This window comes from Acetobacter sp. KSO5, assembly GCF_044094635.1.
GTDB classification, from domain to species: domain Bacteria; phylum Pseudomonadota; class Alphaproteobacteria; order Acetobacterales; family Acetobacteraceae; genus Acetobacter; species Acetobacter cerevisiae.
In genome coordinates this window covers 47,770-66,560 of record NZ_CP172014.1, presented here as the reverse complement: position 1 = coordinate 66,560, position 18,791 = coordinate 47,770, and the positions used below count along the sequence as shown (strand labels likewise).

Annotated in this window: 18 protein-coding genes and 1 other RNA gene; 7 read left to right on the top strand and 12 right to left on the bottom strand. The window is 60.3% G+C overall.

Going from position 1 to position 18,791, the window contains the following annotated elements; all coding sequences use genetic code 11:
• The first annotated feature begins 141 nt into the window (after positions 1 to 141).
• Positions 142 to 471 carry a TIGR02300 family protein gene (locus ACHQGU_RS00315; RefSeq protein ID WP_062141136.1) on the top strand — a complete coding sequence of 110 codons (330 nt, stop codon included), beginning with the start codon at positions 142 to 144 and terminating at the stop codon, positions 469 to 471.
• A gap of 109 nt (positions 472 to 580) precedes the next feature.
• Here the strand turns inward: ACHQGU_RS00315 and folB are convergent, their stop codons facing one another.
• The 6 genes from folB to ffs all read right to left on the bottom strand — a co-directional run bounded on the left by folB (position 581) and on the right by ffs (position 4,963).
• Positions 581 to 973, bottom strand: a complete 393-nt coding sequence (gene folB / locus ACHQGU_RS00310; protein ID WP_043550422.1) for a dihydroneopterin aldolase — start codon at positions 971 to 973, stop codon at positions 581 to 583.
• A gap of 5 nt (positions 974 to 978) precedes the next feature.
• Complete coding sequence (locus ACHQGU_RS00305; protein ID WP_395496345.1) at positions 979 to 1,779, bottom strand: SDR family oxidoreductase; 801 nt, start codon at positions 1,777 to 1,779, stop codon at positions 979 to 981.
• 23 nt (positions 1,780 to 1,802) lie between these two features.
• Positions 1,803 to 2,399, bottom strand: a complete 597-nt coding sequence (gene recR, locus ACHQGU_RS00300; RefSeq protein ID WP_062250342.1) for a recombination mediator RecR — start codon at positions 2,397 to 2,399, stop codon at positions 1,803 to 1,805.
• 16 nt (positions 2,400 to 2,415) lie between these two features.
• Complete coding sequence (locus tag ACHQGU_RS00295) at positions 2,416 to 2,739, bottom strand: YbaB/EbfC family nucleoid-associated protein (protein WP_043550420.1); 324 nt, start codon at positions 2,737 to 2,739, stop codon at positions 2,416 to 2,418.
• A 47-nt stretch (positions 2,740 to 2,786) separates the two neighbouring features.
• Positions 2,787 to 4,808, bottom strand: coding sequence for a DNA polymerase III subunit gamma/tau (locus ACHQGU_RS00290; protein WP_395495510.1), 2,022 nt, complete (start codon positions 4,806 to 4,808; stop codon positions 2,787 to 2,789).
• Between the two features lie 57 nt (positions 4,809 to 4,865).
• Positions 4,866 to 4,963: signal recognition particle sRNA small type (gene ffs / locus ACHQGU_RS00285), an RNA gene on the bottom strand.
• A gap of 128 nt (positions 4,964 to 5,091) precedes the next feature.
• Between ffs and ACHQGU_RS00280 the strand changes: the two genes are divergently transcribed.
• The 4 genes from ACHQGU_RS00280 to ACHQGU_RS00265 all read left to right on the top strand — a co-directional run bounded on the left by ACHQGU_RS00280 (position 5,092) and on the right by ACHQGU_RS00265 (position 8,916).
• Positions 5,092 to 5,532 carry a hypothetical protein gene (locus tag ACHQGU_RS00280; protein WP_231866224.1) on the top strand — a complete coding sequence of 147 codons (441 nt, stop codon included), beginning with the start codon at positions 5,092 to 5,094 and terminating at the stop codon, positions 5,530 to 5,532.
• Between the two features lie 110 nt (positions 5,533 to 5,642).
• Positions 5,643 to 6,617: a BadF/BadG/BcrA/BcrD ATPase family protein gene (locus tag ACHQGU_RS00275; RefSeq protein ID WP_395495509.1), complete on the top strand. Its 975-nt coding sequence runs from the start codon at positions 5,643 to 5,645 to the stop codon at positions 6,615 to 6,617.
• A gap of 190 nt (positions 6,618 to 6,807) precedes the next feature.
• On the top strand, positions 6,808 to 7,869 hold the full coding sequence (gene nagA, locus ACHQGU_RS00270; RefSeq protein ID WP_395496454.1) for an N-acetylglucosamine-6-phosphate deacetylase: 1,062 nt from the start codon (positions 6,808 to 6,810) through the stop codon (positions 7,867 to 7,869).
• Between the two features lie 93 nt (positions 7,870 to 7,962).
• Complete coding sequence (locus tag ACHQGU_RS00265) at positions 7,963 to 8,916, top strand: aldo/keto reductase (protein WP_395495508.1); 954 nt, start codon at positions 7,963 to 7,965, stop codon at positions 8,914 to 8,916.
• Positions 8,917 to 9,027: 111 nt separating this feature from the next.
• Here ACHQGU_RS00265 and mdoH read toward each other — a convergent pair whose 3' ends face one another.
• From mdoH to ACHQGU_RS00250, 3 genes are all read right to left on the bottom strand, one after another.
• Positions 9,028 to 11,193, bottom strand: coding sequence for a glucans biosynthesis glucosyltransferase MdoH (gene mdoH, locus ACHQGU_RS00260; protein ID WP_395495507.1), 2,166 nt, complete (start codon positions 11,191 to 11,193; stop codon positions 9,028 to 9,030).
• Entirely contained in the window at positions 11,169 to 12,713 is a 1,545-nt protein-coding gene (locus ACHQGU_RS00255; protein ID WP_062141149.1) for a glucan biosynthesis protein, read from the bottom strand. The genes mdoH and ACHQGU_RS00255 overlap by 25 nt, the downstream gene beginning before the upstream one ends.
• An 86-nt stretch (positions 12,714 to 12,799) precedes the next feature.
• Complete coding sequence (locus ACHQGU_RS00250) at positions 12,800 to 13,150, bottom strand: winged helix-turn-helix domain-containing protein (RefSeq protein WP_062141150.1); 351 nt, start codon at positions 13,148 to 13,150, stop codon at positions 12,800 to 12,802.
• Positions 13,151 to 13,242: 92 nt separating this feature from the next.
• On the opposite strand from ACHQGU_RS00250, the gene ACHQGU_RS00245 reads away from it, so the two are divergent.
• Positions 13,243 to 13,767: a GNAT family N-acetyltransferase gene (locus ACHQGU_RS00245; RefSeq protein ID WP_395495506.1), complete on the top strand. Its 525-nt coding sequence runs from the start codon at positions 13,243 to 13,245 to the stop codon at positions 13,765 to 13,767.
• A 3-nt stretch (positions 13,768 to 13,770) separates the two neighbouring features.
• Here the strand turns inward: ACHQGU_RS00245 and recA are convergent, their stop codons facing one another.
• Positions 13,771 to 14,796: a recombinase RecA gene (gene recA, locus ACHQGU_RS00240; protein WP_231558193.1), complete on the bottom strand. Its 1,026-nt coding sequence runs from the start codon at positions 14,794 to 14,796 to the stop codon at positions 13,771 to 13,773.
• A 228-nt stretch (positions 14,797 to 15,024) separates the two neighbouring features.
• A complete protein-coding gene (locus tag ACHQGU_RS00235) occupies positions 15,025 to 16,404 on the bottom strand; it encodes a gamma-glutamyltransferase (protein WP_231874796.1) in 1,380 nt (459 codons plus the stop codon).
• A gap of 206 nt (positions 16,405 to 16,610) precedes the next feature.
• Here ACHQGU_RS00235 and ACHQGU_RS00230 point away from each other — a divergent pair, with 206 nt between their 5' ends.
• Positions 16,611 to 17,387, top strand: coding sequence for a DsbA family protein (locus ACHQGU_RS00230; protein WP_082779409.1), 777 nt, complete (start codon positions 16,611 to 16,613; stop codon positions 17,385 to 17,387).
• Positions 17,388 to 17,444: 57 nt separating this feature from the next.
• Here ACHQGU_RS00230 and hemA read toward each other — a convergent pair whose 3' ends face one another.
• Positions 17,445 to 18,707 carry a 5-aminolevulinate synthase gene (hemA, locus tag ACHQGU_RS00225; RefSeq protein ID WP_043550407.1) on the bottom strand — a complete coding sequence of 421 codons (1,263 nt, stop codon included), beginning with the start codon at positions 18,705 to 18,707 and terminating at the stop codon, positions 17,445 to 17,447.
• Positions 18,708 to 18,791 lie beyond the last annotated feature (84 nt).

The window sequence follows — 18,791 nt, the reverse complement described above, 5'->3', positions numbered from 1 at the left end:
GACAGGACACCTGTGCAATGGCATGTGGCCTCGCCTTAATACGTCTGGATCGTTTTCCTTCCGCGCCGCGGTTTGAAGGGAATCGTCCTTTTCCGGGACACGCTTTGTCCCAATGTCTGACCAGGATCGACAGGTAGCAAGATGTCCCAGCCCGATCTCGGCACCAAACGCGTCTGCGTGTCCTGCGGTGCCCGCTTCTATGACCTGCACAGGTCTCCCGCCGTTTGCCCGAAATGTGGCACGGAACAGCCGGAACTCGTCTCCCGCCTGCGTCGCAGCACGGACAGTCTGACACCGCATGCAGACACACCGGCTCCGGCCAAGAAAGAAGATGAAGATATCGATATCGACACAGATGCCGATACCGATGGCGATGATGTGATGGAAGACACGTCCGATCTGGACGATGATGATGATGACATCAGCTCTGACATCGACGTCAGCACGGATTCGGACGAACACGATTCCTGATTGGCCTCAGGGCGTCGGGCATTCCCCGGCCCCTGCTCAGCCAGATATCACGCTATCGTGATGTACCTTTAAAAGCCCGCTTCTGCCGGGCTTTTTTTGTGCCCGGCTTTTACGCGCGGCGTTCTATTTCCACGCCCACGGCTTCAATTTCTTCAAACACATCCAGCTTTTCAATCAGCACACGCACAACGCGCACGCGGGTATCCGCCAGCACACCTGCGGCAATACGCTCAGCCAGCGTTTCCACCAGCTGCACATGGCCTTCCTGCACAATACGACGCACCAGCAGCACGACGTCCTCGTAAGAAACCGTGCGACTCAGGTCGTCTGCGCCGACTTCCAGATCATTCCTGTCCACCACACCGAAGGAGACGGACACGCGAATACGCTGCGTGACCCCCTGCTCGTGCGGGAACACGCCGATATGGGCATCCAGCACCATGTTTTTCAAAAACAGATGGCGCAACGGCGGCTGGTCCGCCCAGGGAGCAAAAATTGTCATGTATCCTATTCTTCCAGCACCGCACCGGGCGGGAGAGCCGGTGACCATTGCAGATGCTGCCCGCCGTCCAGCGCCAGCATCTGGCCGGTGACAGACGGCAGGGCCAGCAGGGCCAGCGCCGCCCGCGCCACTTCCTCCGGTGAGGTCCCGTGCCCCAGCGGCACCGAGGCGCATTGCTTTGCAAACTGTTCTTCGGTCTGGCGCGGGCTGGGCAACGCCGGGCCGGGGCCGACGGCATTCACCCGGATTTTTTTAGGCGCCAGCGCCAGCGCCATGGTTTGCGTCAACGTCCACAAGGCGCTTTTGGAAACAGTATAGCTGATGAAATGCGGCGTGAGAGACCACACGCGCTCATCCAGCATGTTCAGAATCATCCCCTCCGCCTGAGCCGGAAGGGCTTTGGCAAAAGCCTGCATCAGCACAAACGGCGCGCGCAGGTTGGGCTTCATGTGCCCTACCCAGCTCTCCCGCGTGGCGTTGTCCCACTCATCGCGCTCAAAAGTGGAGGCATTATTCACCAGCACACCCAGCGGACCACCCAGAGCGTCCATGGCGCCGGGGATCAGTGGGGTCACCTCTTCCTCCCGCGCCAGATCGCCTTGCAGCAGGCAGCCTTTGCGCCCACGGGCCTCGACAGCTTTCAGCGTTTCCTCCGCCCCCTCCCGGTCTCCCCGGTAATGGATGGCGACATCAAACCCGGCCTCAGCCAGAGCCAGCACAATAGCCCGCCCCAGACGCGCCTTGCCGCCCGTCACCAGAGCCCGGCGCGGCATGGCGGGGGAAATAGGGAACACGCTCAGCGGCACAAAGGCTTTGGACTCAGGCACGTTCATGCAGGCCTCCGTGCGCCAAGGGCTGCGGCCAGCGTGCCATCATCCAGCACATCCAGCGCACCACCCACTGGCATACCCTGCGCCACGCGGCTTACGGTCACGCCCTCGTAAAAGGCCAGTTTATCCATCAGCCAGTGCATGGTTGTCGCTCCCTCTACTGTCGCGCCAAGGGCGAGAATGACTTCCCGCACGCTGCCCTGCTCCAGCCGCTCCAGCAGCGGGCTGATATTCAGATCTTCCGGGCCGATCCCTGCCAGAGGGGAGAGCGTGCCCCCCAGCACCTGATACACGCCACGATGCACCCCCGCGCGCTCCAGCGCCCAGAGGTCTCCCACCGTTTCCACCACACACACCACGCTCGGGTCCCGCAAGGGGTCCGTGCAAATGTGGCAGGGGTCAACCGTGTCCAGATTGCCGCAGGTGGAACAGGTTTTTACGGCCTCTCCCGCACGCTCCAGCGCACGGGCCAGCGGCACAAGGCGCGCCTGCGGGTCACGCAGCAGAAACAGGGCAATGCGGCGAGCAGAGCGCGGGCCAAAGCCCGGCAACCGCCCCAAAAGCCTGATCAGCTGCTCTATTTCATGCCCGCCCATGCCGCGCTCCGTCTGGTCAGAACGGCAGTTTCATACCAGCAGGCAGGTTCAGGCCGCCGGTGACTTTCTGCATTTCTTCCGCTGCTGTTGCGTCAAGCTTGGTGCGGGCATCAGCGCAGGCCGCCATAATCAGGTCCTGCAGCATTTCCATTTCTGCCGGGTCAGCCAGCTTGGGGTCGATCTGGATGGAGCGCATGTCGCCCTTGCCGCTCAGCACAACCTTCACCATGCCCGCACCTGCGGAGCCTTCAATGTTCATGGCTTCCAGCGAGCTCTGCATGGCTTCCATTTTGGCCTGCATCTGAGTGGCCTGCTTCATCAGTCCGGCAAGATTTTTCACAGCATCTCTCCTTATCTGGCTGCACCAGTGCAGCCTGTTTGTTCGGTCTAGTCTATCGACAGCCCCGGGTCGGAAGGTCGTTCATCCTCGTCCAGCAGCTCAGCGTCAAGCGGAGCAAAGACAAGTTCCGGGGGCTCTTCCGGCGGCAGACCATACTCATCCAGAGCATGATCCTGCACGTCTCCCAGTTCAGCATCCGGGAAGACGGCCAGAATGGCCTTTACCAGCGGATGCGCCTGTGCGGTGCGCCGCTGGAACTGGATAATTTCCGCGCCCTGCTCATCCAGCGTCGGCTCGCCTTCCTCCTGAGAGAGGCGAATACGCCAGGGCATCTCAGACGCGCTTTCCAGCACTTTCTGAAACTGGCGCGGCAAATCCGCAGGCAGGCCGGGCTGCATCCGCATGGTAATGGCACCGGGCGCGAAGGACACCACATGCACGCCGTTGCGCAAATTCCCGTGGAGCAGGGCCTCGCGCCGGTCTTTGACCAAAGCAACTGCCTCACGCCATGTGCGCGGCACCACCGGCCCTTGCGGTTCCGGCGCGGCCACAGCTTCCGGCTCGGGGGATGGCGCTGCGTCAGCCACCGGTTCCTGCACCGCAACGGCAGACGCAACAGCGGGCGCGCTCGCCGCCACGGATGTTCCTGCGACCATCCGCAGGGGTGGCGGGCCTTCCTGTCCGCCCGATCTGCCGCCGTCAGACCGGGCCTCACTCAGAGCGGAGGGCGCATTCCCGTCCGGCCCGGCAGCCCCGCCCTGGGCTCCAGAGGGAGCCGGAGCGCCCCCCTGCCCGGACAGCCGCCGCACCAGATCTTCCGGCGAGGGCAGATCCGCCACGTAACACAACCGGATCAGCACCATATCCGCCGCAGCCCGGCGGTCTGGTGCCATTTCCACTTCCTTCAAGCCCTTCACCAGCATCTGCCAGGCGCGCATCAGCACCGGCACGGGAAAAGCTTCGGCCATCTCGGTGCCGCGCACTCGCTCGGCTTCCGGCATTTCTGCCGAATCCCGCAGGGACGGCACGGCCCGCAGGCGGGAGATGGTGTGGATCAGATCCAGCATATCGCCCAGAACCAACCCCAGATCAGCCCCGCGAGCATGCGCCGCATCGGCCAGCGCCAGAGCCTGATCGGGCTTGCCGGTCATGGCGGCGTCCAGCAGGTCAAACACCACCTGCCGGTCGGCCAGCCCCAGCATGTCACTGACGACGGAGGCGCCGATCTCGGCTTCATCCTCACCCTGTGCAATGGCCTGATCCAGCAGGGACAGACCATCACGCACGGAGCCATCCGCCGCACGCGCAATCAGCGCCAGCGCATCTTCGGACAGCCGGACATGTTCTTTTTCAGCAATACGGGCAAAGAGTGCGGCCAGATCCGCCTGCGGCACACGGCGCAGGTCAAACCGCTGGCAGCGCGACAGCACCGTAACCGGCACCTTGCGCAGTTCCGTGGTGGCAAAAATGAACGTGACCTGTGCCGGCGGCTCTTCCAGCGTCTTGAGCAACGCATTGAAGGCGTTGCGCGAGAGCATGTGCACTTCATCAATGATGAAGACTTTCATGCGGCCCTGCATGGGGCGGAACCGCGTGGCCTCAATAATCTCGCGCACGTCATCTACGCCGGTGCGGGAGGCTGCGTCCATTTCCAGCACGTCGGGGTGCCGGTCATTCAGAATAGCCACACAGTTGGCGCACACGCCGCACGGGTCTGCCGTGGGGCCACCGTTGCCATCCGGGCCAATACAGTTGAGCGCACGGGCAATAATACGGGCGGTGGTGGTTTTACCAACGCCGCGCACGCCTGTCAGCATGAAGGCATGCGCCACGCGCCCAAGCGCGAAAGCGTTCCGCAAAGTGCGGACCATGGCTTCCTGACCAATCAGGTCATCAAACGTCGTGGGGCGATATTTGCGCGCCAGAACGCGGTAGGGAGAGGTGTTTTGAGGCGGAGAGGCCGGGGCAGGGACGGCTGGAGCAGCGTCGCCAAACAGACCGGGGCCTTCCATCACAGGATCGGGCAGCCCGTCATCCCGGGAGTGGTGCGCATCGGTCTTATCGGTCATGACAGTTCCGAGGAAAAAAACTCACGCTCCTGTGGCCTGAGGCTCTGAGCGGAAAAAGGTGGAAAGCCGAACAATGACCCGCTCGAAACTCACTAGGGCTGCTTCCTTCCGGACCTGACCAGGTTAGCAAGGCGCTCGTCCACTGCCGACTTTCCGAGGAGAGAGATAGCACCAAACCGCCACGCCTGCCAACCCTGCCCTTTTCCCTCTTTGCCTTGCGGGAAGGGCCGGGCTAGGAGGTATAAGGTCTGAGCCATTCCTTGCCCCTTCAGAGAGTCTGAGCGTGTCCAAATTCAGCCTGTTCCCCCATGCCGCCATGGTCCTGCTGGCTTCCGCCCTGACCGTCGCCCCCCTGTATGCTCATGCTGACGAGGAAGAGGACAAATCCTCCGTGCGCAGCACGGTGCCGAACGCACAACTCCAGAAGGAACTGGCCGTTCTGCAATACAAGCCCGAGGCAGCCAGCCCCGCCTGTATCGACTCCCTGAAGGAACTGCACAAAACACAGGCCCAGTTGCAGGAAGAACAGACCCGCACGAATGATCAGGATCTGGCGATCGCGCAGGACGTGCTGGAATCCGATTTTGAAAATTCCATTGAACTCTGCTCGCCCGACGTCCGGCAGCTTTGTGAAACACCCAACCCGGAAAAAACGCTGGCACTGGCCTGTGAACGGCTGGGCAGTATTCCTGATGGCCCTCAGTCCACCTCTGCGGCCGAGTGACACACTGTAGAGTTTTGCCCATAGCGCACGTTTTGAAAACGATATAATCTTAATGCTCTGCAACCAGCTTCCTTTTGCAAAGAGCGTCCTTTTGACCAAAGCCCGTGACCATGCCTGAGCCTTTTGTGCCCCCTCACCTGCCGCAGGGTCCGGCTATTCTGGCAGTGGATGGTGGCGGCACAAAAACGCTGGCCGTGCGTGTTGGCCTGGATGCCACCGTTCAGGCAATGCAGATCACCAAAGGCTGCAATCCGTTTGATCAGCCCGACTGGCAAAATAGTCTTACAAACCTCGTCACACCTCTTGCGACTGGCTTACAGGCCGCAGCCTTTGGGATTGCAGGCTATGGTGAAAACCGGGAGACAGGCCGCCTGCTCCGCACCCATGTGCACCAGCTCTGCCCCGTCTCCCCGCTCAGCCTGACCAATGATGTTGATATGGCTTGCATCGGTGCCTTTGCGGGCGAGGCTGGTGTTCTCCTGCTCTCCGGCACGGGGTCCATGGCCTGGGCGTCAGATGGAGCAGGCCAGACAGCCCGCGTTGGGGGATGGGGGCCGGTTTTTGGCGATGAAGGCAGCGCCTACTGGATTGGCCGCAAAGCCCTGCAACGTGTGTGTCAGGCCATGGACGGTCGTGCCCCGGACGCAAAAGACTTTGCCCGGAAGATCTGCGCTACCATGAACTGGCCTGATGAAAATCCGGAAGCCCTCGACGCCCTGCTTGGCTGGTACAGCCAGCAGGAACGCCCCCGCCCCGCCGTGGCCCACTGCGCCCGCCTGATTGATGAGATGGCGGTAGCCGGATGCCCGGAAGCCCGAGCCCTCATCACGCAGGCTGCCCAGCATCTTGCCACGCTTGTCCGGACAGCGCGGGCGCGCTTTTCTGAACACACTCTGCCCTGGAGTTATGCGGGGAGCGTTTTCAAAAGTCGCCTGCTGCGCGACACTTTGACAGAGTTATGCAGCGCCCCTCAGCCTCCGCGCCTGCCGCCTGTTGGCGGAGGGATTATACAAGCCGCCAGACTGGCCGGCTGGCCAATTGACGCCGCATGGATTGCACGCCTTGCACATGCGCTGGATACTTAACAAATCCAGAAAAACTCCCTGATTTTTCATAAAACACTATGGAAACCATCCCATCGGAAGTAGGAGCACCAGCACAACACGCTTTCTTCAAAGAATTTCTACAAAATCCTGCCCCCGTATAAAATCTTTGCAAACAGGAGCCTCACCCATGTCAGACCTTGACGGACATCTTGTTCTTCCTGACCGGATCATGCCCGGACGCCTCTCTTTTTCCGGAAAGATTGAGAGCACTGAAGCCCGCAGCGCGGTGCCAGACCGCTATATTCTGCCGGGCTTTATCGATGGCCATGTGCATGGCGGCAACGGGGCGGACACTATGGATGGTGTGCAGGCCATTCACACCCTTTCCCGCTTTCACGCGCAGCACGGCACCACCACCATTTTGCCCACCACCATTACACGCCCCTGGGCAGATGTGATGGAGGCCCTGCGTGCCGTCGCAGAAGTCGTACGCACACAAATCCCCGGCGGCCCGGTTGTGCATGGCGCGCATCTGGAAGGCCCGTTTGTCAGCCCGCACAAGCTGGGTGCTCAACCGCCTTACGCCATTCCCCCTACAGCAGACCGCGTGGCTGAAGCACTTGCCACAGAGTGCGTGCGTGTTGTGACGCTTGCTCCTGAACTCCCCCACGCGCAAACGGCCATTCAGCAATTTGCAGATGCAGGCGTTCGCGTCAGCCTTGGTCATACCGTTGCGGACTATGAAGAGGCCAATGCCGCCATTTGCCATATCTGCGCAGCGGGTGGCGTGGCCGGGGGCACGCATCTGTTCAACGCCATGGCGCCCATTACCAGCCGCAAGCCCGGCCCCGTCACGGCCCTGATGTGCAGCGATGCTTACGCCGAAATGATTTTTGACACCCATCATGTTCACCCCGCCACCTTCCGGCTGGCGCATCGCGTGATGGGAGGCAGGCTGGTTTTTGTCACAGACGCCATGCGGGCCACCGGCCTGCCCGAAGGCCCCAGCCTGTTGGGTGGACAGGAAGTTATGGTGAAAGACGGCACCGCCCGCCTGCCCGATGGCAGTCTGGCAGGCAGCGTGCTGACGCTGGATCAGGCCCTGCGCAACGCTCTTCAGGCTGGCACACCCTTGCAGGAAGCTGCTGCTCTGCTCAGCACCAATCCGGCCCGCTATTTAGGCCTGACAGACCGGGGCGCACTGGAATCAGGCAAGCGCGCTGATTTTGTCGTGCTGGATTCCACCTTTATAGTTGAGGAAGTCTGGGTGGGCGGGGAACGCATTCACTAAAGCCACGCAGACCTGCGCCCCGGGAACAGGAAACGTGCGTGTTACGTTATGCAGATACCCAGACACCTGACACAAACAAAGAGAGACTGAATCATGGATTTTCGCCCCCTCGGCACCACCGGCTTCCAGATTGCCCCCATTGTTTTTGGTGGCAATGTGTTCGGCTGGACCCTTGATGAAAAAACCAGCTTCAGCATTCTGGATGCATTTGTTGACCACGGCTTTAACGCCATCGACACAGCTGACGTCTATTCCGTCTGGGCCCCGGGGAACGAGGGCGGCGAGTCTGAAACCATTATTGGCAACTGGCTCAAGGCCAATCCGGGCAAGCGGGATCAGGTTTTCATTTTCACAAAGGTCGGCTGGGATTTGGAAAAGCCGGGCGAGAAGGGGCTTTCCGAGCGCTGGATTATGGAAGCGGCCGAACGCTCACTCAAACGTCTGGGCGTTGAACGGATTGACCTCTACTTCTCTCATCGGGCTGATCCGGAAACGCCCTATGAAGAAACGCTCGGCGCTTTTGACAAACTTTTGAAAGCCGGAAAAATCCGCGCCATTGGCGCATCCAATCTGGATGCCAGCCAGCTCAGTTCAGCACTGGATGTAGCCAAAACCCACAACCTGCCGCGCTATGAAGTCATTCAGCCCGAATATAACCTGTATGACCGCAATTCCTATGATGGCGCTTTGCGGGATCTGTGCATCAAAGAGAAGCTCGGCGTGGTGCCCTATTACAGCCTTGCATCGGGCTTCCTGTCCGGAAAATACCGCACGCAGGATGATCTTTCCCAAAGCGCGCGCGGGTCTGGCATTGGCAAATATCTCAACCCACGTGGCCTGAAAATTCTGACAGCCCTTGATGCCGTTGCCGCCCGGCATGATGCCAAACAGGCTGAAGTCGCTCTGGCCTGGCTGATTGGACGGGAAGGGGTCACAGCCCCCATCGCCAGCGCAACCCGGCGTGAACATATCGAGAGTTTTGCAAAAGCCGTTCAGCTGAACCTCTCGGCAGAAGACCGTGCAGAGCTGGATGCCGCCAGCGCCTGACGCAACGGCATCAGCCCCAACAAAAAAGGGAGGAAGATCGGAGTATCCGGCCTTCTTCCCTTTTTTATAAACACTCTCTTTTTAAGGGTAATTGAAAACCCCTGAAAAAACTCAGGCTGGCAGGCGGCTTATGGCAGCAATACCTTCTGCACAACCCAGAACGGCGGCTTTTTCCTTGGTTGTGAGCTGTTCTTCCAGAACTGAAAGACTCGGCGCTTCCGAGACTTTCAGCAACCCGACCAACTGATCGGGGTTAATCGGATCGCCCGCTTTGCGAGGTGCCGGAAGCATGGCGGCATGGGCCTGCAACAGACCGGCATCGGCGCGCAAAGCACGCAAGGCGTCATGAGGCAGGGAGGGACCGTGATCCTCTTCCACCGCACGCTCTGTTTTTAGCAGAACATCCGGCGGATGCGTTTCTTCCGGCACCAGAAGCAGACCGGCTTTTTTAAAGCTTTGGCCGACATCGCGGCTGCTGGTCATAACAACCAGCGGAATGGAAAAGACCAGCCCGAGCAGCACAGGCGTCATCCAGAAGAACAGGGACGGGGAGACAACCCACGCTCCGGCTCCCAGCAACAAACCAAAAATTGTAAATTTGGCGTACTGCCGAACAACTATCATAAACGGCACGCCGCCATCATCACGCTTTTGCGTGTTCCAGCCGGAATCATGCCCGGACAGAATGGACAGCACACCAGACGTCTGGATCAGCATGGCGATGGGGGCAATCAGGCCACCAATCAGCGTTTCCACCACCACAGACGCCGCGGCCCGAATTGCACCGCCGCAGCCCTTGCAGGTCGCGCGGTCAAATATCAGGGCAATATAGGCCAGCAGCTTGGGCGCCAGCAGAATGGCCATGGTACCAATAAACACATACTTCGCCTGCACCGGGTCCACATGCGGCCAGTGCGGGTAAAGGAGTTTTGTATCCCCAAAATATTCGGGATGTTCAAAATGCGCCTGCAGGGAAATCAAAATCCCGGTCAGCAGGAACACCAGCCAGAGCGGGGAGGTGACGTAAGCGCCAATCCCCACCACCATATGCATCCGGCTGATCCAGTGCAGCTTTTTAGTAGGCAGCACCTTCACATGCTGCAAGTTGCCCTGGCACCAGCGCCGGTCACGAATAGCCACATCCGTCAGAGACGGCGGGCTTTCTTCATACGATCCATCCAGCCCCGGCACCATGTGAATGGCCCAGCCACCGCGACGCATGAGGGCCGCTTCCACAAAGTCATGGCTCAGAATATGGCCGCCAAACGGTTTGCGACCCGGCACATGCGGCAGGCCGGCCTGCCCGGCAAAAGCCTTGGTGCGGATAATGGCGTTATGGCCCCAGTAATTGCCTTCAGCCCCATGCCACCAGGCAATGCCATGCGCAATCACCGGCCCATAGACACGGCCCGCAAACTGCTGGAGGCGGGCAAACAGCGTGGTGCCGCCAACAATCACCGGAAGAGTCTGGATCAGCCCCACACCGGGGTTGCGCTCCATGGCCCCGGCCATGCGCACCAGTGTCTCACCAGACATGACGGAGTCCGCATCCAGCGTAACCATCTGGTCATAGGCCCCGCCAAAACGACGCACCCATTCCCCGACATTCCCAGCCTTGCGTTCCACATTGTTATGGCGGCGGCGATAGAAGATCCGGTTTTCTCCACCCGTCTGCGCACGCAGAGCGAGAAATGCCGCTTCCTCTTCTACCCACACATCCGGGTTGGTTGTGTCGGAGAGGATGAATACATCAAACGCACCCACCTGACCCGTTTCACACAGGCTGGTATAAATGGCTTTCAGCCCCGCCATCACGCGATGCGGGGGTTCATTATAAGTCGGCAGCAACAGGGCTGTGCGGGAGCGCAGGGTAGGGAGCGGGCTTGACCGCGTAATCCCCAGCCCCAGGCCGCCACGTGTGATCAGCGAGACAAACCCGGCCAGTGACGACGTAAAGGCCAGTGCAATCCACAGGAACAGGGCGACAAACAGCACCAGCATCACCACCCCGAGGATGGAGGTGCCGTTGGCATCCAGCACCTTATGCGTGCGCCATGCACCAAAGGCTGTCAGGGCCAGTGCGGACCCGATAACCAGAAACCGCCGCAGCCCGATGGTGGCCGGAGAAGTTGAAGGCGTTCTGGCTCGCCCTTCCATATCCGGCACGGCATGCAGGTCCTGCACCGGCATGGCCAGCGGGGCTTCTGGCGGAAGAGCCTGAAACGGCACGGTCTGTTGCACAGGCTGCGTCATTACGGCGTCCAACGGTACACCCATTCTTCTGAAACCGGACCACTATCCGCTGCCAGAACACAGCGGAGTTCCACAACCTTTTCATCACCGGGAACGAATTCAAAGGTTGTGCGCCAGCCATTGATATTCGGGTTTGGCTCGACCACCACGTTCCGGATCTTGCCACCAGAAGACTGCGGTTCCAGATGGAACTTCGTGTCCTTTGGCAGCCGTTCAAACGGCACACCCATGAAATCGATCGCAAAGAAGCGGGCGTTTTTATCATCCACCACCGCGCCAACGCGGGTGGCTCCTACGCGGGCCAGCGGTGTGGGGAAGGGGGCATCCCACCCCCAGTACATCCGGTAGGTAAAGCTGTATTCCTTCCCCGCTTCGAGCGGAGTCTTGGGCCGCCAGAAGGAAACAATGTTGTCATTCACTTCATTCGGGGTCGGGATTTCCACCAGATCCACCCAGCCCTGACCCCAGTCCCCAATGGGTTCAATCCACAGGGACGGACGTTTTTCATAATTCAGGGCCAGATCTTCAAAATCATGGAAGTTTCGGCGGCGCTGCATCAGGCCGAAACCGCGCGGGGAATCATCTGAAAACGCCGAGAACTGCAAATCGAGCGGGTTACGCAGCGGGCGGAACAGTTCCTGCCCGGCCCCCGTCCACATCTGCAGCGCTTCACTATCATGCGCAGCCGGACGCCAGTCATCCACATGGGTGCGGTCATTGGCGTCGAAGTAGAACATGCCTGTCAGCGGTGCGATACCGGACTGGTCAATTTTGGTGCGCGGGTAAAGGGTGGACTGCACGTCAAACACCGTCGCATCACCCGGGCGGATGGTAAAGCGGAAGGCCCCGGCAACGGAGGGGCTGTCCAGCAGGGCATGCACCACCACGGCCTTCACACCCGGCTGGGGTTTTTCCAGCCAGAAGGCGCGGAAGAGGGCAAATTCCTCGCCTTTGGGATCACCAGTCCCATCCGCAAAGCCGCGTGCGGAGAGCCCATAGCTCTGCCCTTTGGCGACGGCGCGGAAATAGGATGCCCCCAGAAAGACGCAGAATTCTTCCATCACGCCCGGCGTGTTGATGGGAGTGCGCAACCGCAGCCCCGCAAAGCCGAGATTATCGTCCACCCTCAGAGACGGATCACCATAGGTGAAGAGGTCCGGGGAATAAGGAACGGCCTCAGACTTGCCGTCCGTAATTTCAAAAATATCAATCCGCGGGCGGTAGAGGAAACCACGTGGAAAAAACGCGACATCAAAAGCCAGATTGTCGTCATGCCACAGGGTTTTATCTTCCCGATAGGCAATGCTGCGGAACTGGTCGAAATTGAGATTATCCAGCGCCTTGGGCAAGGTCTGGGACGGACCATGATACGGGGCACTGGCCAGACGCCGGGCAATCTGCCGGACCGTCATGTCGTCAAATGTCCCTGTTGCCCCTTCAAGCCCTTCTGCTCTGGCCTTGCGGGCAACGCCCCCGGCCAGAGTAGCGAGTGTCGCCCCCGCGCCAATCCGAATTAAGTCTCGTCGCTGTACAGATGAAGACACTCCAGACTCCCGAATTCCCTATAGAGTTAAGGGCTAAAAATTTCTTTAATGACAAAATTGCCGTGCGATACGGCTTTTTAAGGGCATTACCCCACTTGTGGTGTTAAGAGTTTTTCAAGTTTTGCAAGATTGGCTTCCGCAGCCTGTGCAGCCTCTTTTTCGATATCCCGATAGCAGCGGACCACGGCCTCGCCTTCGGCCGTCAGAAAAGCGCCCCCACCGCCGCCGGGGCGCGTAACCACCAGAGGTTCCCGGAACAGTTGGTTCAGGCTATCCACCAATAACCATGTCCGACGGTAGGACATGCCCATGGCGCGTCCTGCCGCAGAAATAGACCCTGTTTCTGCCAGTTGCTCAAGCAGGCGGATTTTCCCATGCCCAAGGGCGGGCTTTTTGTCCGCATCCACCCGCAAGGTCAGTCTTAGCCGCTCTGTCATTCGCCTGCCCGCGTTCGCGTTGTCATTTTATGCGTGATATCATGAAGCATCATGTCTCTTCTTACCAAGGGCCACGCCCCGGCGATGTTCTCATGACATACTCCAACGCAGATACCATCTGGCGATCCATGAGGCCAGACGATCTTGCCGCCACCATTACACTGGCGGCGCGCATTCATCCCGATTACCCGGAAGATGACGATATTTTCAGAGAACGGCTGGCTTTAGCGCCGGAGGGCTGCTTTGTGCTGACCAATGCACTTGGGGTTCATGGCTATCTGATCAGCCACCCTTGGGCGGGGCATCTCTCCCCACGCCTGAACTGCCTTCTGGGCAGCCTGCCAGCCCGGCCGGACAGCTGGTATTTGCATGATCTTGCGCTGGATGAAACGGTAAGGGGGCAGGGCAGGGCCAAAGACGCCATTGCACTGGCCGAAAAGGCCGCCCGCGCAGCACATCTGCCCGTGCTCAGCCTGACGGCAACCGGCCCGGCCCGCACCTTCTGGCTGCGGCAGGGCTTTACGCCGGAAGACATTTCAGAGGCTGAAAAAGTGGTGCTGGCTTCGTACGATCCCGAAGCCAGCTTTCTCTCCCGGCCCGTATCAGGCCGGGAGTAGGTCTTAGTCTTCTGTGTGGTGTTCGGGAGCCAGCATCATGGCTTCCGCCACAATCCCGGAATGCTCACGCACCTTGCGTTCAATCTCGGCGGCCATTTCCGGGTGGTCGCGCAGGAACTGCTTGGAGTTTTCACGCCCCTGACCAATCCGCTGGCTGTCGTAAGAGAACCATGCGCCGGATTTCTCCACCACACCGGCCTTCACGCCCAGATCGATCAGCTCGCCGACCTTACTGATGCCTTCGCCGTACATGATGTCGAACTCAACCTGACGGAACGGCGGGGCCATCTTGTTCTTGACCACCTTCACGCGCGTCTGGTTGCCCACCACTTCATCCTTGTCCTTGATGGACCCGATGCGGCGGATATCAAGACGAACAGAAGCATAGAACTTCAGCGCGTTACCGCCGGTTGTCGTTTCGGGGTTACCGAACATCACGCCGATCTTCAGACGGATCTGGTTGAGGAAGATCATCATGGTGTTGGAACGCGCAACGGAGCCGGTCAGCTTACGCAGCGCCTGGCTCATCAGGCGGGCATGCAGGCCGACATGGCTATCGCCCATATCGCCTTCCAGTTCCGCACGCGGCACCAGAGCGGCCACACTATCCACCACCAGCACATCAATCGCGCCGGAGCGAACCAGGGTGTCGGCAATTTCCAGAGCCTGCTCACCCGCATCAGGCTGGCTGATCAGCAGGTTATCAATGTCCACGCCCAGCTTCTTGGCGTAGCCGGGGTCCAGAGCATGCTCGGCGTCAATAAACGCGCAGGTGCCGCCCCGCTTCTGGGCTTCTGCAATGGCATGCAGGGCCAGCGTGGTTTTACCTGAGCTTTCAGGCCCGTAAATTTCAACCACACGGCCACGCGGAAGGCCGCCAATCCCCAGAGCAATATCCAGCCCCAGAGACCCGCTGGGAACCACATCCGCCTGTTCCTTCGGGCGCTGCCCCAGCCGCATGACAGAACCTTTCCCAAAAGCCCGTTCAATCTGCCCGAGCGCGCCTTCAAGAGCTTTTGCCTTATCCATCATTCACCTTTCCTGTGGCCCTCGACTGAGGCCGGGAGTGCTACACTGTTCTAAGACGTGCCATAAAAGCCGCGCGCCGGGCAATGACCGGCATCAAGCCCCAGAGTCCGCTCAGGCACCTTAAGAATTTGATTTCTGTTTGTTCTTATAGAAACAAAACAAGAACATTTCAAGCCGGAAACAGGCGGCCCAAAGCCGCCTTGCCTCCTGCCGCCAACGCGACAGACCTTATTTGGTATGGCCGGACGAGACCGCAAGGCCCGACCCACGCGGATCGGTCCAGCCGAAGCATTTTCCGGAATCTCCCGGCAGCCCCGCCGGGCAGGAAACGAAGTTGGCACGCCCCACACCCTGTGTGACTGTCGGGCGCTGGCCAGCCACAGCAGCCCGCAGCGCGACCGCAGCTGTATCCGCCGCCACATTCTGGCCGGAAGCCGTGGCGGCCGCCCGGAACTGCGTGGTACCCTGATGCGCAATAGCCGCCGTCAGCAACGGCAGAGGACGCCGAACCGGAGATGCCGCGAGCACAATGCCAGTGGAACCCGCCACGCGGCCGGTACCGAAAAGATTGTTCATGGTCAGGCCACAGCTCACCGTCTCACCCGTGCGGTCCGTCACCACAAAGGAGGTAGATGCCGGCAGGGGCGGCAGAGCAGACCCGGACGGCAGATGTCCGCTCTTCAGCAGAGCCTCCGCATCGGCAACGCTCACGGCAGCACCCTTGCCGGACTGCCGGTTCCGCCAGCCAGAAACAACAGCCTCTCCGCGTGCGCTGGCATGACCATGGTCATCCATGGAGAGATAGGCCGCAGCCGTGCCCAGACCACCATCCGCCGGCGGCGGCAGGAAGCTGATATCCAGCCCACCAGAACGCACCGTCAACGGCTGTTCCGCCACAGCCAGACTGCCGCGCATGTCCGCCGTTGTCAGGCCCGCACCCGCTGCCTGAGACGCCTGCGTGAAGCTCTGCGCCAGTGAACCGTTATAAAGATCGCCCACACCGGCAATACGCAGACGTTCGAGCGCACCCGCCAGACGGGGCTGCACCATCAGGTCATTCGCGGCCAGCACGGTGCCATTACTATTGGCAAAAATGGCACGGGTTTTTTCGTCCGCCAGCAGGGGAGCCTGCACAGCGGCCAGATCGGACGCCAGAAGGCCCCCAACCGGAACGCCATCGGTCGCCAGATTACGGGCCGGGACGATGACATCAGCAAAATCGACGCTGCCGTAGCGCAGCTGCATCAGATACAGGCCACGGGCCAGCATGGGCACCGCAGCCGGGCGGTCAGTCTGCGCATCGGTCTGGCCTGCATGCGGCAGGAAGAGGAAAGCCTGCCCCTGCGCATCACCCGGACGCCAGGCCAGACAGGCCCCGCCAGCCCCGAGAGACGCACGGGAAGGCAGGGTGACAGAGAGCGCCAGACCGAGAGCCGCAGCAGCATCTGCCGCGTTGCCACCCTGCGCCAGCACATCCCGCGCCACCAGAGCCGCCTGCGGTTCGTCCGCCACAACCTCACCCACAAACCCAGTTACGGCAGGTTGGGCAGGGCCATTATGCTCGCTGCCACAGGCAGTCAGTGAACAGGCCATCAGCAGAGCTGCCATCCGGGCAGGACCTGAAAATAACGGCGCAAGCCGGGCTGAACAGGTCTTCATGAAATGCTCGGGCACGCCTTGATGTCTCCATTTCGCTGGTCTGCCCGCATACCGGGCGTCTGAATCTCTATTCTGAATTACCGCTCTTCCGGGCAGGCAGCAACACGCGCACGCCATTTCCATCCCAACGGTTCTGCTTTAGACATAAAGGCACGATGAAAAAGCTGATAACCTTTTCTTTCAGGCGCGCCGCTCTGGCCGGAGCCGCAAGCCTCCTCCTGCTCTGCGGCGGGGCGGTCTCCGCTCATGCTGCGGACGGCAGTTTCAGCCCCGCACAACGGGCAGAAATTGTTGAAATCGTGCGCAATGCGCTGAAGACAGATCCCACCATTCTGTCTGACGCCATCTCCTCCCTGCAGGCGCAGGCCTCCGCCAGAAAAGCGTCCTCCGCGCTGGAGACGGTGCGCCGGAACAAGGCGCAGTATGGGGAAAGCACGACGGACGTTGTGCTGGGCAATAAGAACGGCAAGCTGGAAGTGGTCGAGTTTTATGACCCCCGCTGCCAGTATTGCCGCAAGGTTCTGGGCGATGTGGACCACCTGATTGGCTCGGAACCCGACCTCCGGCTGGTTGAAAAGGTCATCCCGGTTCTGGGGCCCAACAGCGTGATTGACGCGGAAGCCATTATGGCCGCTGGCCTTCAGGGCAAATACATCCCGTTCCAGAAAGCGCTGATGACCGATTCCTCAGCACCGTCTCTGGATCGCATTCGTCGTCTTGCACAGAATGTCGGGCTGGATGCTGACCGCCTGCTGAAAGACATGAAGAGCCCGGCTGTCACCACAGCACTGAGCAAGAATCTTGAGCTGGCAAAGGCCATTGATCTGGAAGGCACGCCGACCTTCATTATTGGCGACCGTGAAATTATTCCCGGTGCTGCGTCGGAGAGTGACCTGAAAGCGGCCCTCGACCGGCTGCGCAAAGCGCGCTGACCCCTCCGGCCCGTCCCCGGTTCATAGAACCGGGGACGGGCTGAGAGATCCGTTTTTTCAGGCCGCGTCTTCGGTCTGGCGGGCAGGCATCACGCCTTCTTCCCGCAGCAGATGCGCCAGAGCGCGCACCATTTCATCCATCATCTCATCCGTATGGAACGGCCCCGGCGTCAGCCGCAGGCGCTCCGTGCCCTGCGGCACCGTGGGATAGTTGATGGGCGTGGCATACTGCCCATATTCCACCAGCAGGCGGCGGCTAATGCGCTTGCAACGCTCCGCATCCCCCACCGGAATGGGCACGATGTGGCTGGGTGTCATGGTGAACGGGACCCCGGCAGCCCGCAGACGGGCGCGGAAGGTATTCACCCGCTCAAACATCTTCTCACGCCGCCAGTTTTCAGCCCGCACCTTGCGCACGCTGGTCAGCGCAGCACCCACAACCGGCGGCGGCAGAGCCGTGGTGAAGATAAAGCCGGACGCGGTGGAGCGCAGGAAATCAACAATCTCGGCAGTCGCCGTGATGTAGCCGCCATGCACGCCAAAGCCCTTGGCGAGCGTGCCTTCAATAATATCGACCTGATCGGCCACGCCATCGCGCTGCGAAATCCCGCCGCCTTCCTCACCATAGAGGCCGACCGCATGCACCTCATCCAGATAGGTCAGGGCGTTATATTTGCGGGCTAGCGCACAGATCCCGGCGATGTCGGAAATATCGCCGTCCATGGAATAGACGCTCTCAAACGCGATCAGCTTGGGCGCATCAACTGGAGCAGCGGCCAGTTTAGCCTCAAGGTCCGCCAGATCATTATGCTCGAAAATAACCGTCTGGGAGCCACGCGCGCCCTTGATGCCTGCAATCATGGAGGCATGGTTCAGTCGGTCTGAAAAACAGATCCAGCCGGGCATGGAGGTCAGAATAGTCTGCAGGCTGGCCTGATTGGACACATAGCCGGAGACAAACAGAAGCCCTGCTTCCTTGCCGTGCAGCGCAGCAACTTCCGCTTCCAGCGCTGTATGCAGGGGGCTGGTTCCGGCAATGTTGCGGGTGCCACCGGCACCAGCGCCATGCTCGCGGATGGCGGCAATCGCGGCTTCCTGCACTTCCGGTACAACACCCATGCCCAGATAGTCATTGGTGGACCAGACAATCACTTCCCGGCCTTCAGGCAGGGCAGGCAGTTCTTCCTCATACAGAGGGAAACGGTCTGCAAGACGTGCCAGCGGGGTAAATGTGCGGTAGCGCCCCTGCTGCCTGATATCATTCAACGCCGTGTGACAGTGCTCATAAAACGGATGCCGGGCGTTTTTGATTGATCCCACGCTTCTACTCTCCTCGCGTCGTCAGAAACGGTCGGGGCTCGGCACAGGGCCCGTCGGCCGTCTGGCCGGTCTTCACATAAACTT